This is a genomic window from Paraflavitalea sp. CAU 1676, from assembly GCF_029223285.1.
In the GTDB taxonomy this organism is placed as follows: Bacteria; Bacteroidota; Bacteroidia; order Chitinophagales; family Chitinophagaceae; genus Paraflavitalea.
In genome coordinates, this window is the sequence record NZ_JARHUJ010000006.1 from 433128 (window position 1) to 449543 (window position 16416).

Annotated in this window: 15 protein-coding genes; 9 read left to right on the plus strand and 6 right to left on the minus strand. The window is 47.1% G+C overall.

The window, feature by feature from the left end:
- The first annotated feature begins 635 nt into the window (after positions 1–635).
- On the plus strand, positions 636–3332 hold the full coding sequence (locus P2H89_RS21530) for a glucosidase (RefSeq protein WP_275830750.1): 2697 nt from the start codon (positions 636–638) through the stop codon (positions 3330–3332).
- Here the strand turns inward: P2H89_RS21530 and P2H89_RS21535 are convergent.
- Positions 3329–3784 carry a cupin domain-containing protein gene (locus P2H89_RS21535; protein ID WP_275830752.1) on the minus strand — a complete coding sequence of 152 codons (456 nt, stop codon included), beginning with the start codon at positions 3782–3784 and terminating at the stop codon, positions 3329–3331. The genes P2H89_RS21530 and P2H89_RS21535 overlap by 4 nt on opposite strands.
- A gap of 198 nt (positions 3785–3982) precedes the next feature.
- Here P2H89_RS21535 and P2H89_RS21540 point away from each other — a divergent pair, with 198 nt between their 5' ends.
- Positions 3983–4795, plus strand: a complete 813-nt coding sequence (locus P2H89_RS21540) for an amidohydrolase (protein WP_275830753.1) — start codon at positions 3983–3985, stop codon at positions 4793–4795.
- 53 nt (positions 4796–4848) lie between these two features.
- A complete protein-coding gene (nagA, locus tag P2H89_RS21545) occupies positions 4849–5946 on the plus strand; it encodes an N-acetylglucosamine-6-phosphate deacetylase (protein WP_275830755.1) in 1098 nt (365 codons plus the stop codon).
- 117 nt (positions 5947–6063) lie between these two features.
- Here nagA and P2H89_RS21550 read toward each other — a convergent pair whose 3' ends face one another.
- The 3 genes from P2H89_RS21550 to P2H89_RS21560 are packed head-to-tail and all read right to left on the minus strand — an operon-like array spanning position 6064 to position 9443.
- Positions 6064–7572, minus strand: a complete 1509-nt coding sequence (locus tag P2H89_RS21550; RefSeq protein ID WP_275830757.1) for a S41 family peptidase — start codon at positions 7570–7572, stop codon at positions 6064–6066.
- 17 nt (positions 7573–7589) lie between these two features.
- Positions 7590–8624 (minus strand): thiamine-phosphate kinase, encoded by a 1035-nt coding sequence (thiL, locus tag P2H89_RS21555; RefSeq protein ID WP_275830759.1) that lies wholly within the window; start codon positions 8622–8624, stop codon positions 7590–7592.
- Positions 8625–8666: 42 nt separating this feature from the next.
- On the minus strand, positions 8667–9443 hold the full coding sequence (locus tag P2H89_RS21560; RefSeq protein ID WP_275830761.1) for an inositol monophosphatase family protein: 777 nt from the start codon (positions 9441–9443) through the stop codon (positions 8667–8669).
- Between the two features lie 151 nt (positions 9444–9594).
- Here P2H89_RS21560 and P2H89_RS21565 point away from each other — a divergent pair, with 151 nt between their 5' ends.
- The 5 genes from P2H89_RS21565 (at position 9595) to P2H89_RS21585 (ending at position 13518) form a co-directional block, all read left to right on the plus strand.
- Positions 9595–10902 (plus strand): hypothetical protein, encoded by a 1308-nt coding sequence (locus P2H89_RS21565; RefSeq protein ID WP_275830764.1) that lies wholly within the window; start codon positions 9595–9597, stop codon positions 10900–10902.
- An 18-nt stretch (positions 10903–10920) separates the two neighbouring features.
- Positions 10921–12024 (plus strand): trypsin-like peptidase domain-containing protein, encoded by a 1104-nt coding sequence (locus P2H89_RS21570; RefSeq protein ID WP_275830766.1) that lies wholly within the window; start codon positions 10921–10923, stop codon positions 12022–12024.
- A 25-nt stretch (positions 12025–12049) separates the two neighbouring features.
- Positions 12050–12538 (plus strand): regulatory protein RecX, encoded by a 489-nt coding sequence (locus P2H89_RS21575; RefSeq protein WP_275830768.1) that lies wholly within the window; start codon positions 12050–12052, stop codon positions 12536–12538.
- Between the two features lie 124 nt (positions 12539–12662).
- The gene (locus tag P2H89_RS21580) at positions 12663–13175 is read left to right on the plus strand and encodes a hypothetical protein (protein WP_275830770.1); all 513 of its coding nucleotides are present in this window, start codon (positions 12663–12665) and stop codon (positions 13173–13175) included.
- 67 nt (positions 13176–13242) lie between these two features.
- Positions 13243–13518, plus strand: a complete 276-nt coding sequence (locus P2H89_RS21585) for a hypothetical protein (protein WP_275830772.1) — start codon at positions 13243–13245, stop codon at positions 13516–13518.
- A gap of 81 nt (positions 13519–13599) precedes the next feature.
- On the opposite strand, the gene P2H89_RS21590 is transcribed toward P2H89_RS21585, so the two are convergent.
- The gene (locus P2H89_RS21590; protein ID WP_275830774.1) at positions 13600–15246 is read right to left on the minus strand and encodes a M28 family peptidase; all 1647 of its coding nucleotides are present in this window, start codon (positions 15244–15246) and stop codon (positions 13600–13602) included.
- Between the two features lie 305 nt (positions 15247–15551).
- Between P2H89_RS21590 and P2H89_RS21595 the strand changes: the two genes are divergently transcribed.
- On the plus strand, positions 15552–15806 hold the full coding sequence (locus P2H89_RS21595) for a hypothetical protein (RefSeq protein ID WP_275830776.1): 255 nt from the start codon (positions 15552–15554) through the stop codon (positions 15804–15806).
- 67 nt (positions 15807–15873) lie between these two features.
- Here the strand turns inward: P2H89_RS21595 and P2H89_RS21600 are convergent, their stop codons facing one another.
- Positions 15874–16416: an RNA 2'-phosphotransferase gene (locus P2H89_RS21600; RefSeq protein ID WP_275830778.1), complete on the minus strand. Its 543-nt coding sequence runs from the start codon at positions 16414–16416 to the stop codon at positions 15874–15876.

Sequence of the window (16416 nt, forward strand, 5' to 3'; positions counted from 1 at the left end):
TGTAGTACCTGCCCGCTAATTAAACGGATAAGTGGGAAAAAGGGAATATGAAATGATGGTCGATCCGCATTCCTGCAAAAAGCGAACAGGTGTTTGTATTGATTCTCACATCTTCATGCTATTGTCGGGTGCCATTACAAATTGCATTTTTGCTGCGTCATAATGATTGAAACAAGCTGTACGGTTTACAGGACAGTACATTGAAAATCGGCCATGAAAACGAACGAAGCAATCACCAGCGATCAATGGGTGAAGGATAATAAGTTGGTGATTGCTTTTAGAGATTTAGCCATTGAACTTTTCTTATAAGAAGCTATAACACAGGCAAGCAAGGTGTGCGTTAGATTATGTGCGTCTGTTAAGGTGTCGGTAGAGGGTGGCCGGCACCTTATTTTTTTGATAACGCCCTCCAGTGCAGTGAAAAGAACAGAATAGCCTCGATCCAAGCATTTTTCGAAGTAGTACATGCAATAGTTACGAATGGGCCATTCCCGCCGGGGAGGGCCCTTTTTGTTTTTTATACCTCCCGAAAGCTGTAAATTCACCATCATAAAACCTTATTCTCCAACGATGTTTGCCAAAAAAGGCCATTTGTATTGCACAAAATTGTGGATTAGTAGACCGAAAACATCATCATGATTACTGCAGAACATCAGCGATTATCCGTCAATTCAACCAAAAAAATACCTCTTGAACAGTGGGGGCCTTACCTCAGCGAACGGCAGTGGGGAACCGTACGGGAAGATTATAGCATGAACAGCGATGCCTGGAACTATTTTCCCTTCGATCATGCCCATTGCCGCGCCTACCGCTGGGGCGAAGATGGACTAGCCGGGATTTCCGACTTTTTCCAGAATCTATGCTTCGGCATTTCCTTATGGAATGGAAAAGACCATATTCTGAAGGAAAGACTCTTTGGGCTCGGCAACTATGAAGGCAACCATGGTGAAGACGTAAAGGAACTTTACTATCACCTCGACAATTTGCCCACCCACTATTACATGCAGTACCTGTATAAATATCCTCAACAGGAATTTCCTTACAATAAGCTGCGGGAGGAAAGTCGAAATAGATCGCGCCAGGAGCCTGAATATGAAATTCTGAATACTGGTGTTTTTGATAACGATGAGTACTTTGATGTACTGGTTACCTATGCCAAGGAGAACTCAAAAGATATCTTCGTCAAAATCGATATTACGAACCGCAACACCAAGGCTGCAGACATAACCCTGGCTCCTACCTTGTGGTTCTACAACCGATGGGCCTACGACCAAAGTGAAAAGAAACCGCATATTACCCGGCGAGACAAAACATCGGTAAAAGCTACACATGGCAGGTTGGGAGCGTATTACCTGTACTATATGCCTCCCCATGATAGCTTAATGACAGAAAACGAGACCAACCTCGAAATTGTATCCGGACAACCCAATGCCACGCCCTTCACTAAAGATGCATTTCACAAAGCGATCATAAAAGGAGAGGAACTAACAGCCCTTCGCCAAAAGAAATCTGGTACCAAGTTCGCCCCGGTTTACAAATACCATATTGAACCCGGTGCTACCAAAACAACCTACCTGCGGTTAAGCAACAAAATATTCGACAATCCATTTGCAGCAGGCTTTACCAACATTTTCACTTCGCGTCGCGAAGAAAGCGATTCGTTCTACAACGCCGTTTTGCATGCAACGACCGATCCTGAATGGAAACGTATCCAACGGCAGGCACTGTCTGGTATATTGTGGAGCAAGCAGTATTACCATTACGATGTAGAACGGTGGCTTACCACCAGTGATGGCATTACAGATGTAAACCCCGGTAAACTCCACGGTAGAAATGCCGATTGGAAACACTTGAAGAATCAGGATATCATCTCCATGCCCGACAAATGGGAATATCCCTGGTATGCCGCCTGGGACCTCGCGTTTCAATGCATTCCCCTGGCCATGGTAGATCCCACATTTGCCAAGCACCAGCTGCTGCTCATCATGCGCGAATGGTATATGAAACCGGATGGTCAGCTGCCAGCCTACGAATGGAACTTCGGCGACGTTAATCCACCCGTGCAAGCCTGGGCTGCGTTGCAGGTGTACCGCATCGAGAAAAATCGCACGGGCAAAGGCGATATCGCATTCCTGAAACGGATATTTCAAAAGCTCATCATCAATTTCACCTGGTGGATCAACCGTAAGGACTCTAATGGCAACAATATGTTCGAAGGAGGCTTCCTTGGCCTCGATAACATAGGTGTATTCAATAGGAGCAGTGTATTACCCGGAACAATGCAGTTGGAGCAGGCTGATGGCACCAGCTGGATGGGGATGTACGCACTGAACATGATGGACATGGCCATGGAGATAGCTATGAAAGACGAAGCATTCGAAGACACGGCCACCAAATTCTTTGAGCACTTTGTACTTATTGCCGAAGCGCTCAACGAGCAGGGAATGTGGAACGCAGAAGACAAGTTCTTTTACGATACATTATCGATAGCCGGCTCTGCCCCATTACATTTGAGGGTATATTCCATAGTAGGTCTCACATCACTGTTCGCCGTTTCGATCATAGAAAAGAAGATCCTCGATAAACTGGGCGATTTTAAGAAGCGAATAACCTGGTTCGAAAACTATCGCCTTAAGAACGGGCGATTCTGGCCTAATGAAGAAAGGGCGGGAGGTGAAGAGATACTGCTTTCGCTCGTTCCCCGCGAAAAACTGATACAGCTTCTCGAGCGGCTGCTCGACGAAGCCCAGTTCCTATCGGATTATGGGATACGAGCCCTATCAAAATACCATGAACAAAACCCCTATGAGGTTACGATCAATGGGGTCGATTACAAAGTTCAATACGATCCGGGAGATTCTACATCAGATTTCTTCGGCGGTAATTCTAATTGGAGGGGCCCCGTTTGGATGCCGATAAATTATATTATTATATCATCTATTCGGCGCTTCGGCGAGTTCTATGGCGATGACCTGCTCGTTGAATGTCCCGTTGGGTCTGGAAATAAGCTTAACCTGATGCAGGTTGCAGATGAACTTACAGTAAGGCTCATAAAACTATTCGATAAAGACAAGGATAGTAAGCGCCCGACCAATGGTCAGGAAAGCTGGTTCTATGAACGGCCAGGTAATGAACACCTCATCCTGTTTTATGAATATTTCCATGGCGATACGGGAAGTGGCCTTGGGGCCAGCCACCAAACCGGTTGGACAGCTCTGGTAGCGAAGCTCGTTCATATCCTTTGCGATAAAGAAGGCGCGGCGGCCAGAAAAGCTGCGGAAGCTATGCAATCGCCACATACGGATGACGCTGTCGACCATCCGGCTCATTAATCAATGTATTTCCTGTAGATGGCTTTATGACCGGTGAGGATGGCGAAAGGTGTTAATAGGCTAAATAGAATACGTTGAACGATATAAGGCGGCTTTGCAAGCCGAAACACGCGCCTAAAGCGGTTTCCGATCAAAGCAATTTGTAACAGGCTGGGTTTGCCGCTGGAAGAGGTTCTGCCAGCAGCCGCAAGCCCGGCCGTTGTTTCTAATAAGTATTCCGTATCTAAAGCAGGTCTTACCTGCCAGTTCATAACAGTACGGCCGTTGGTGGCATTCCACATGCTATGCACTGTTCCTTTAGGTACGTGAAAACCTTCACCCGACCGGTAAACCCTGATAAATCCATTCATCATGACAGTTAATGCGCCTTCAATGACGAAAAAATCCTCGGCCTGCTCAGGGTGATAGTGAGCAATGGGTTCCTGCGACCGGCCGAGATAAGTAGATTCCATTTCCAATAGGTTGCCACCTGTATCCCTGGCCGTTTGGAGAAAAATAATGTCCTGTCCCGTTACAGGATTTTTTAGCAATTTGCCTTTGAAAGCCATGTTAATGGTTGAAGTATAAATATACAGCTACCGTTTGACCACCATGTATGCTACCGGTTGAATTGGTAATTTTACACATCGAACTGATTAAAGAATCCGGTTATGTCTACAATCACCATTACCACTATACAAACAGTCCTGCATTGGGAGAACAAAGCAGCCAACCTGCAAATGTTGGAGGAAAAGATCAACCAAATAGGGCAAAAAACCGAGATAGTGGTGCTTCCCGAAATGTTCAGTACGGGCTTCAGTATGAAACCTGAAATACTCGCAGAAACCATGGAAGGTGATACCATCGCCTGGATGAAAAAGATAGCTCAACAAAAGAGGATCGTACTTACCGGCAGTTTAATAATAGAAGACGAAGGCCACTACTATAACCGGCTCGTATGGATGTTACCCAACGGACAACTTGGTTACTATGATAAACGACACTTATTTGCCTATGCAGGAGAACACGAACATTTTGCTCCTGGGCACAAACGTCTCATAGCCTCGGTAAAGGGATGGAAGATCAACCTGTTAATCTGTTACGACCTCCGCTTTCCCGTTTGGGCGCGGCAAGCCACGCCCCTTACTGAAGAAGATGCGGCGAAAAATGAACCCGAGTACGACCTGATGATCTATGTAGCCAATTGGCCCGAACGTAGAAATCATGCATGGAAAACCCTGCTGCAGGCGAGGGCCATCGAAAACCAAAGTTTTGTGGTAGGCGTCAATCGCGTGGGCAAGGATGGCAATGAAATTAACCATAGCGGAGATAGTATGGTCGTCGATCCATTGGGAGAAGTACTCTACACAAAAGCAAATGAGGAGGATATCCACACCATAACCCTGCACAAAGAAAAACTCGAAGAGGTCCGACACAAGCTACCCTTCCTGGAAGATGCCGATAATTTTATCATCCAATCTTAAGAGTACATCGCAAAGAGACGCTAAGTTCAAAAAGCATAATTAACCCAATACTCATGCCCATCGCATATAGCAATGCCATCCTGTACACTGGTCACTCTATTGAAACCCGGAAAGCGGTCCTGGTAGAAAACGGAACCATAGTAGAAGTTGTAGCGGAGAACGAAGTTCCCAGTCATTATTCAACTCACGACCTATCGGGAAAGTGTCTTGCACCAGCATTGATCGACCTGCAGATATATGGTGGAAACGGCAGACTGTTTTCTCAGGAGATCACACTCGAAGCATTGCAATCGACATATGAATATTGCCTTGCCGGTGGCTGCAGCCACTTCATGATCACCATGGCCACCAATACTATCGAGAAATTTCTGCAGGGTATGGAACTCGTTCGCCAATATCAGCAACAGGGAGGAAAAGGCCTGCTAGGACTGCACCTCGAAGGTCCCTACATGAATCCTGTGAAACGGGGTGCTCACCTGTTGAATTGTATTAAAAAACCTACAACAGATGAAGTAAAGCAATTGATTGACCATGGGCGGGATGTTTTTAAAATGATAACCCTTGCCCCCGAACAATGCGACTCCGCCATAATAAAGCTGCTGCTTGAAAATAACATCATTATCTCCGCTGGCCACAGTAATGCAAATTACCAGCAGGCCATGGCTGGGTTCGACCTGGGAATACAGGCTGCCACCCACCTCTTTAACGCCATGTCTCCCCTACAACATCGCGAGCCAGGAATGGTGGGAGCCATTTTCAATAATCCCTCGGTGATGGCGAGCATCGTGTGCGACGGCATTCACGTGGATTACGCCGCCGTTAAAATTGCCAAAACGGTATTGCAGCAAAGGTTATTTTTCATTACCGATGCTGTGGCCGAAACCACTACCGGCGAATATCAGCATTTATACAAAGGCGACCACTATGCCCTGCCAGATGGAACACTTTCCGGATCGGCACTTACGATGATGCAGTGTGTAAAGAATGGAGTTGAAAAAGTGGGAATACCATTAGAAGAAGCATTGCGCATGGCGTCAACCTACCCTGCTCAGCTCCTGAAAGGACAAAAGAAAGGCCTGATCGCCAAAGGATACCAGGCCAATATGGTAGTGTTTGATGAATCGTTTCAGGTTCACCAGGTGATCGGTTGACCTAAAGCCTTGGTCGCACCAGCTTCATAATTGCAGTACCCCAAACCGAAGCAATTACGATCAATAAAAGTCGGAAGGTTTTCTTTGTCTTATTATCGACATGGAAATTAACAGTCCTTAATGATGGACCATTCCCATTTTTTGCATTATGATCTTGCGCACAGTATCTACTTTGGGATCAATACCCTGGCGTATAGTTTCAACAGTGGGCGCCGCTTCGATGTCGGGCATAATACCGCGGCCTTCTTTCACAAGGTCTTTGTTCATCACCAACCTGAATCGGGGTAGCCTGAAACGAACGCCCGAGTTAGGCAGCGTTACGTCGGGGATCATCCAGGCAGAATTTCCGTACGCTCCGCCACCGGTTTCCTCACCAACGATCTTCACATTTTCCTGTCCTTTCAGTGCGCCGGCAAATAAAGTGGTGGCAGAGAATGAGTTACCACCGGTTATGATATAAATATCCCCGTTGAAATGATTTTTCTCTTTAGGCTTGAAGTAATGCCGCTCAAAATAGCCGAAATGGTATAAACCGTCTTTGTGCTTACGGGTAACAAACTGCATCATCACCCAATATGCTGGCTGCCATTGAATATACTTTGAATAATGGCTTTTCCGGCTGGGCGTATAAAGAGAGTCCGCGAGTTTAAACCGCTTATTGGCAAGGTACCGGGTGAGCTTCGTGGAAATACCAGCATCCCCACCCCCATTCGAACGAACGTCAATCACAAGATGGCGAATATTCCGCTTCTTCAATTCTCTGAACGACCGGCGGAAAAATCCCCTCAACTTGTTGCCCCGCCCAAACGTATTGACCGTCATATAAGCCGACGAGAGCGTGGTGTCGATCTGAATGTTCCGCACCGCATTGAGCATCGGCGGCTGAGGAGCCTGCCGTGGAACCCTGCCAGTTGGCCGGCTGACGGCAGGGCGGTTCAGGGTGTCGGCCAGCGGATCGTAAATTGGAACCACCGTTTCCCTTTCCTCGCCATAGTTATCACGATAAGTAATGGCAAACTGGTTGGTTAAGCCAAGAACATTGCGGTATAAATTGCCAAAACTGCCACGGTTGCTCAAAACCTGGTACTTACCAGTCTCGATATACCCGTCGCCAGATATATAATTAAAGAAAGTATTAGTCAATTGGCTCGTACTCATCCCGTTTACATGGGTAACGATCGTTCCCCTTTTCAGTACCTGGTCTTTTCTGTTGAGGTTGGTGATCACCGACATGCTATCGGGCCACACTTTCAGATGTAGCGGAAATACCGGAAGCCTTACCGTATCGAGGTAGTCGCCGTATTTTTTGGAGAAACGTACCGTGGTGTGCCCGCACCTGATCTTGGTCGTGACATAAGCCAACAGGTTCCGGAACTGTGGTTCAGTCATGGAATCCTGGATGCATTGGTAGGCAGCATCAAAATAGTGATTCATGCTGTCCTTGGAGGTAAACCAATACAGGCTGGGGTGCGATTCTTCAAGGATGTTTCTGAAGTAAGTATAGTCCTGCTGAAGCTGGACAGCCGAAAACTTTCTATCCGGATTGAAGGACTTCCTGGAAGAAGCGCATCCTATAAATAACATCGATGAAAGGATCACCGTAGTGCCGGAAAACCATTGCCTCATGCAAAATCCATTTAAACTCAGGTGTTCTTAAAAGCGTTCCAGCCCTGTGCAGTTATATTGTGTAATCCGCCGCCTTTGGTAATGATCTTGGTCCCTTCTTCTGCATCTGTCATATAACCGATCACGCTGATCTGCTCATTAAGAACGAGTTTTTCGTAATCAGATTGTGGCAGCGTAAACAGCAGCTCGTAGTCCTCTCCTCCGCTCAGGGCACAGGCGGTAGGGTCGATCTCGAATTTAAAGGCTGCCCGCTTCATTTCCTCGGCAATGGGGATCTTGTCTTCGTACAGCCGGCAGCCCAGGTTGCTATCCTGGCAAATATGCAGGATCTCCGAGCTAAGCCCGTCGCTGATGTCCATCATCGAGGTTGGGCGAATATCGCTTTCCGCAAAAAACTCGATAATATCCTTCCTGGCCTCAGGCTTCAACAGTTTGCCGATCACATACGACTCCCCTTCCAGGTCGGGCTGTATCTTGGGGTTCTCTAAGTAAATGCGCTTTTCACGCTCCAAAAACAACAATCCAACATAGGCAGCGCCCAGGTAGCCGGTACAGCAAAGCAGATCGCCTTTTTGAGCGGTACTTCTCTTTACAAAAGTATCGGGCGTTATTTCGCCGATGGCAGTCACCGAAATAATAAATCCTTTCTGTGAGGTGCAGGTATCACCCCCCACCAGGTCCACACCATATTTTTCACAGGCGGCGTAAACACCCTCATAAAACTCATCCAACGCATCGAGGCCAAACCGGTTGCTGAAACCAACGCTCATCGTTAGCTGGGTAGGCGTCGCATTCATTGCGTAAATATCGCTTAGGTTCACCACCACGCTTTTATAGCCCAAATGCTTCAATGGCGTGTAGCTCAGGTCAAAATGCACGCCCTCGATCAGCATGTCTGTCGATACAACCGTTTGCTTGCCAAAATGGTCAATTACAGCCGCATCGTCGCCAACGCCAAGGATAGAGGAAACATTCTGGAGTTCAATATTTTTAGTCAGATGATCGATCAGTCCGAATTCACCCAGGTCATTAATTTCTGTTCTTTCGCTCATACACAAATAGGCTTTAAGATGAATGCAATAGAAATCAGCTATTTATACTTTATCGTTGATCCACAGTAGTAAGTCGTCATGAATTTTACCATTGGTGGCAACAATGCGGGGTTGGTAAGGCGAATAGAGAGCCCCTGTAAAGTCCGTTACTTTGCCACCGGCTTCTTCCACCATCAGGAAACCCGCAGCACTATCCCAGGCTTGCAACTTATGTTCATAAAAGCCATCAAAACGACCTGCCGCAACCCAGCAAAGGTCAATGGCAGCCGAGCCTAACCGCCTCACAGGAATGCCCTGGCGAATAAGCCTGCTGAAAACATCCAGCGGCCCATTGGGCTCATTGATATAAGTATAAGGAAACCCCGTCACAAGGCACGACTTTCTAACATCGGTTTCGCCGCTCACTTCAATAGGCTGACCATTCAGGGTGGCACCCAATCCACGCTCGGCAAAATAAAACTCCTTCAGGAATGGATTGTACACGGCACCCATGATCATAGAGCCAGCCTTTTCCAGTCCGATCGAAATGCAGCATAAGGGAATACCATGCGCATAATTGATCGTTCCATCGATGGGGTCGATGATCCACTTATATTCGCTGTCCATGGCGATCTCACCTACTTCCTCACTCAGGATAAAGTGGTCCGGAAACGCCTTTTTGATGATTTCCAGGATGGCTTTTTCAGAAGCATGGTCCGCCTCCGTCACCAGGTTGTTGATACCTTCTTTATTGCTGATTTGCAGGTTTTTATTATTAAAGTAGTGCTGAATAACCTGCGCGCCGGCTTCGGTAGCGTTGATAAGCGTTTCTTTTAGCATTACGCAAAGATAAGGTGGTTCATACAACGAAATTTCTTCCAGTAAAGCACAATAAACTAATTATTGTCAGTGGATTGTGAATATGCCACGAAATTAAATACCTTCAATAGCTCAACGGCCCACCAGGTGGCCCGGGTTCAAATTCTAATATATGTTCGATAAACTCTTTAGCTGGGGTAAAAAGAAAGCAGAAGACCCTGCTATCCCATTTGGCCGGTATTCCGACAACAACAAAACAGTCGCCAAAGTAGATCGCTGGACCGAAGCCGACAACCTTTTCAAAAAACAACAATACCCCGAAAGCCTCGAAGCCTTTTTTGATTACCTGCGCGACGAAGCCGAGCAAAATGTGATGCTGGAGCGCAACGGAACAGAAGGACGATTCCATTTATACCAGGGTTCCAAGATCGTACGGGGTGAGTTCAACAATGAGCGAGTCGTGGCCGAAGTAACACTGGCCCGTATGGGACAACCCAGCGTACCTGTAATGCGCCGGCTGCTCGAAATGAACTTCAACCTGTATTACAGCCGTTATGCGCTCGATAGCGATCGGCTTTGTATGCGCTTTGACAGCAACATCAAATCCGCCAATCCCAATAAACTGTATTACGGATTGAAAGAACTGGCCATTAAAGCCGACAAGCTCGACGATCTCCTCGTGCAGGAATTCACCTCCCTGCAATCCATCGATAGCGACCACGTGGCCGAAATACCCGATTCGGAAAAGGAGATCAGGTATGATTATTTCACTAAATGGGTACAGGAAACCATCGATTATGCCGCCAGCCTCGATGCAGATAAATTTTCCGGAGCCATCTCCTACCTGCTGCTCACACTGGCCTTCCGTATTGACTATATGATTGGCCCCGAAGGAAAACTCCAGCTCGACCTGGAGAAGGTCATCGACATATACTTCAAAAAAGACGAAAAGCAAACGACCGAGCGAAACCAGGCCATGATCGAAGCCTACCGTAAGCTGATCACAAGGCCAAAAGAAGAAGTGTTTCCTTGTCTGTTCAGGTCCAAACATACTTTCTCCATCGTCGCACCGCAAAACCATAAGGCAGTCATCGACGCCATCAATGCGGCAGCCGGCAATATGATATGGTACCGCGACAACCAGTATCCCATGATCGCAAATACGATCATCGAGTATGGATTCTCTTTTTGCCAGTATTCCTATAGTTTGCCCAAGCCGCTGACCGATCTGTTCCGCCTTTTTATGCAGATCAACCATGCCGATTATTTTGCAGCCATGGGATTTGCATCGCAATACTATGATAAGGCATCCAACGAATTTGAGGTCGACGCCATCCGTGAACGTATAGAAGACATCGTTGCCGTGTGGAAGAACAAATTCACCAAACTTGAATTCAAAGTGTCTAACCTTCGGTACGATAACCTGGTTAATTTTAACACGACCTTTACCGCCGAGGTCACAGCACTTAATTTTGACTAATACAGCAATACATTTCACATGCCTACCCAGGAAGTAATAGAAAAGTTTCATCCTGCCATCATACAGATCGCTACACAAACCGGTACTGGTACTGGCTTTTACCTACGCGAATACGACCTTATTGTAACTAACGATCATGTCGTACAAGACAATCCGGAAGTAACCATCGCCGGTAAAACATTCGAAAAGGCTTTGTCGAGAGTATGGTACACCGACCGCAAGCATGACCTGGCCTTCCTGCAGCCGCCCGCCGGTATTGAACTGCCCGCACTTTCACTGGGCCGCTATGACGCGTTAAAGGATGGTGATGAAGTAATTGCCATTGGTCACCCTTACGGACTCAACTATACGGCTACACAAGGGGTAATCTCTAAAGTAGACCGGATCCGCGACGGACTTAAATTTATACAGATCGATGCGGCCATCAATCCAGGCAATAGCGGAGGCCCCCTCGTCAATGAGCAAGGCGAAGTGATTGGTGTCAATTCGTTTATCATTCGGGGTGGCGATAACCTTGGCTTTGCCCTGCCCGTAACTTATTTGCAGGCAGCCCTGCAACTATATGCGCCGCACAAGGGAACACCATCCACCCGTTGCCCAAGTTGCGATTCGCTGGTATTGCCCGATACTATAGACTCCAGCAAATATTGCCCCGCCTGCGGAACAGAGGTTAAGTTGCCCGAAATGCCGGAGAAAGAAGTGGAAGCAGTGGGAGTAGCAAAAACGATCGAAGAGATCCTGAAAGAGTTGGGCAAGGATGTTAAACTGGCCCGTTCAGGAACCAACCGCTGGGAAGTAAAAGAAGGAAGTGCGAAGATCAAGATCACCTATAGTCCCGAAAACTACTTTATAGCAGGCGATGCTTACCTCTGTCAGTTACCGCCCGACGGAACAAAGATCAAACCACTTTATCAGTTCCTCTTGCAGGAAAATTACAGGATGAACGGCCTCGTATTGAGTTGCGCCAGCCAGAATGTGATCTTATCCTGCGTGATATACGATCTCGATATCTCCAAGGAATTAGGAGCCGACATGTTTAATACGCTCTTCAAAAATGCCGACCACTACGATGATCTGCTGAAGACGCAATATGGCTGTGTAGACAGGCTCGAAGAAGTTTAAGCCAGGAACCATAACTTTGGCGCCCATGTTTCAACGTAAACAGCTTACCAAAGAACAAGCATTGCAAAAGGCCAGACACTACTGTGGCTACCAGGAGCGCAGCCACCAGGAAGTGAAGGAGAAATTGTACACCTTCGGTTTATACAAACAACAGGTGGAAGAATTATTGTCTCAACTCATTGAAGAAAACTACCTCAATGAAGAGCGGTATGCCATTCAGTTTGCGGGAGGACGGTTTCGGATGAAACACTGGGGGCGGGTGAAGATCAAATACGAATTGAAGCAGAATCGGGTAAGTGAATACAACATCAAAAAGGCCATGAAGGAGATTGATGAAGAAGATTACAGCAAAACGCTTCATCAATTGGCTGCTAAAAAGTGGACCTCCATTCGCGGTGAAGGAGTAAACCACTATGTAAAACTTAGCAAAACGACCGATTACCTGCTACAAAAAGGATATGAACCAGAATTGATCAAGCAAGCCATTGCCGCTATCCGCAAAAAGGAAGATTAAAGTTCCATGAAATAGAACCCTGAATATGCCGGCTACTAACAACCGGTAGCTTTAAGCACGACCAATCCAGGCACAGCCCACCAGTCCTGGCATCATTCTTTTGTCTCCTTTAGAAAAAGCAGTTATGAAAGTACTTACCTCGCTGGTAGGTGGACTGGCAGGTGCCATAAGTGTTACCATTTTACACGAAATCGCACGTAAACTTGCCCCATCTGCTCCACGCCTAGATAAGCTGGGCGAACACGCAACAGCCCGCCTGATCGAAAAAACAGGCCACGATGCGCCCCGCGGTCAGGCGCTGCGATCTACCGCATTAGCGGGCGACCTTATTGGCAATACGTTGTATTATAGTCTGGCCGGTACGCGTATCAATAAGGCCTTAACTACAGGCAGCCTCCTTGGTCTCGGTGCTGGCATAGGAGCACTCAAACTTCCCCAGGTGCTGGGCTTCAATGAACACCATACCAACAACACACCTAAAAAGCGTTGGTTGACAATGGGGCTTTACATAGCAGGTGGGCTTATCGCAGCCGGCGTAACCAAATGGCTCGAAAACCGCGCAAATAAAAAACCTTTAGTAGCCCGCACCAAAGCACCCGACGAAGCCTATAAACCAGTATTGGATATAACAGTATAAGCCCCGTAACCGAATCCGTAGATAAGTTGAAATCCGAATCTATCAAATCCTAATAAATTCAATTACTATGGATCTCGGCGAACAAATCTTAAAGATCTTGAATAAGAAATATGAGCCACTTTCGCTCATAGAAACAAGGTTTAATCAGTTTGATCTGGCATTTAAAACTGACCGTGATGGACTACCGCTGGTTGCCTTTGTCGGTCACAAGGACGACGCTGGCAAACTTTTGGGCGAACGTTTTGCCCGTCGTCTCAGGCAACTCGTCAATGGCAGGATCATTAAGGAAAGCTGGGAATACAAAGGCGAAGCCTGTATGGAATGCAGTGCCAGCCGCAATTGAATGTTAAGTAAAGAAAAACCCGGTACATGTCGCACCGGGCTTGGCTTTGTAAGGGTCACCCCCTTCTATATGAATATTTAGTTATCGTTTGGATTTAAATTCCGATCCGTCTTTCCATGCAGGCACCTGATCGCCATACGCAATGCGTTTACCAACTTCAAACAACAATTTCAAATCGTCCAGGCCACCGGCCAAAGTCCAGGTGGCAGCGTCATACTGGTCTGATGGGCGATGATAATGTTTATCCTGGTATTCTTCATGGATCTTCTCCCCGTATTCTTTGCCCTTACCAACAACATCGATACCCCGCTCAGTGTACAGTGCGGGAATACCCACTTTCGCAAAATTGAAATGGTCCGAGCGGTAATAATACCCTGCTTCGGGATGGTTCTCGTAGGCGATATAGCGACCTGCTTTTTCAGCAGCTTCCTTGAGATAGTCTTCCAGGTCCGACTGACCCTGACCTACCACAATAATATCTTTTGTCGACTCAAAGGGGCTTAACCCATCCATGTTGATATTGGCAATGGTTTTCGCAGCTGGATAAACCGGGTTTTGGGCATACCAGGCCGATCCCCACAGTCCCTGCTCTTCTGCAGTTACGGAAAGAAAAATAATAGTCCGCTCTGGTTTTTCAGAAAGGCTTTTGAAGCCGCGTGCAAGTTCGATCAGCCCCGCTGTGGCACTGGCATTATCAAAAGCACCATTGTATATCGAATCCCCTTTCTCGTCGGCCTTACCGATACCGAGGTGATCCCAGTGTGCCGTGTAGATGATATATTCATCCGGGCGCTTGCTACCAGTGATCTTCCCGATAACGTTGTGCGATTTATTATAGACGGGCGTCACCTTCATGGTGGTGGATAGTTTTATGCCCAGCGGGGTTCCTTTGAAACCGCGAACATCAGCTTTGGCCAATAAGCTACTGTCAAGACCAGCCGCACCTAACAACTTAGTTGCGGTGGGGCCAGATACCCAACCGATCACGTCGCAAAGTTGCTCTGTTTTGCCCCTGTTGTCAAGGCGCAGGCGCGATCCGTTCCAGTTGTTTTGCACAACTGAAAAAGGATAACTGGCAGCCTGGGTATTGTGCACGATCAGGCAACCTTTTGCTCCCTGGCGTGCAGCCTCTTCAAACTTGTAAGTCCAGCGGCCATAATAGGTCATGGTTTTGCCCTTGAATAAAGTACTGTCACCACTGTTGTAGCCCGGATCATTCACCAATACCAGCACTACCTTACCCTTAACATCAAGACCGGCATAATCATTCCAGTTGTATTCGGGCGCCACAACACCATACCCTGCAAATACCAGCTCGTTTTTGTCAAGTGTTATCAGTGAATCGGTCTTGTCGGTCCAGATCACGTAATCATCAAACCCTTTCAAATTGAAATTACCCTTGCCACTTTCAACAGCCATAGACGAAGCAGCAGCAGTAGTAATATTGACCATAGGAACATCCTGAAAATAGCTGTCGCCATTGCCAGGTTCCAGACCAGCCAATGCAAACTGCTCTTTAAGATAATTGATCGTTTTGGTCTCACCTTCTGTAAAAGGCTTACGGCCCTGGAAATCATCTGAGGCCAGTACTGCTATGTGTTTGGCCAAACTGTCGGCCCTCATAACAGCAGCGCCCTCGTCATTGCTGGCGGATGCAGATTTATTTTCACCGCAGGCAGCAATCACTGAGGCAGCTGCCAGCGAAAAAGGAATAAGATACGAACGCATAATAATTGTAGTTTTTAAAGAAGACTAAAAGGTAAGACAAAACAGCAATAAATCACCCGGATCAGAGCATCTCTCGATCAATCTTCAACAGGCTCGGTTGCAGTAGGTTATTTAAAACATGCAGTAACATCTTCCTGAAAAGCAATGCGGTGGCCAATATAGGCTATGCGAAACCCTATTGCAGCCAATAAACACATTATATTAAATGCGCATTAAAACACCCGCTTAGCCGGAGGTTTTTGGCACATAGCGGCACGCTTATTGAAATACGTAATTCGTATTACATCACATAAAAAGGAGGTGTTATGAAAATCAGGACAGAGATCTTCGAATTAACGGTAGATGGAAAACCAGTAGTGGTTAAAGCTACCCCTTACCAAACGCTCTCGACAGAAACGAGGTTTAGAGTAAGTGTGAATGAGAGCCCTGTGCACATATTTGCATGGGACAAAGACCTGAATCGCCTTACCGCGATCGATAGCAGCAACGCTGCAGGTCATATGCCAGAAAAGATCGATGAAGCTATAGGTCGCCAACTCTATCAACGGGTGGCAGCTTAAAAATAATATAATATCCAATTTCAGAAAAACTGAACGCAGGGCGCAAACCCTGCGTTTTTTATTGGTACTATTCTGCTTTGATGTACGCCGCCGGCACTTCATCGGCCAGCCAAACCCCATTCGCGGAAACGTAAAAAACATAACCAGCCGCCTGCATGGCCCTGGCATCGATATGAAGCAATACCGGTTTACCATGGCGGCCTCCCACTGCAACAGCGGTTTGGGGATCGGCCGTCAAATGCACATGGTGCCGTTGGCGCCGCTTCAATCCTTCCTTCAATACAATGGCCAGCGAATGAGCTGCCGTGCCATGATACAATATATCCGGGGCCACCGCAACGGGCAGTTGCAGGTCAACCTCAACACTATGGCCCTGGTTGGCGCGTATCATGGTGCCATCGTCATTAAAAGCAAAACGCTTCTTGTCGTTGGTATCGACAATTACCTGCAAAAGCGAACGGTCAAGGGTCGTTCCGTGCAAATTGATCTTACTGATCAACTCGTCCACAAAAGCCCACCCGCCTTCCTGCAGGGTAAGGCCAATAGCTTCCGGCCTATGCCGCAAAACCAGGCTCAGGAATTTACTGGTCCTGGCCAATTCTTTATTCAT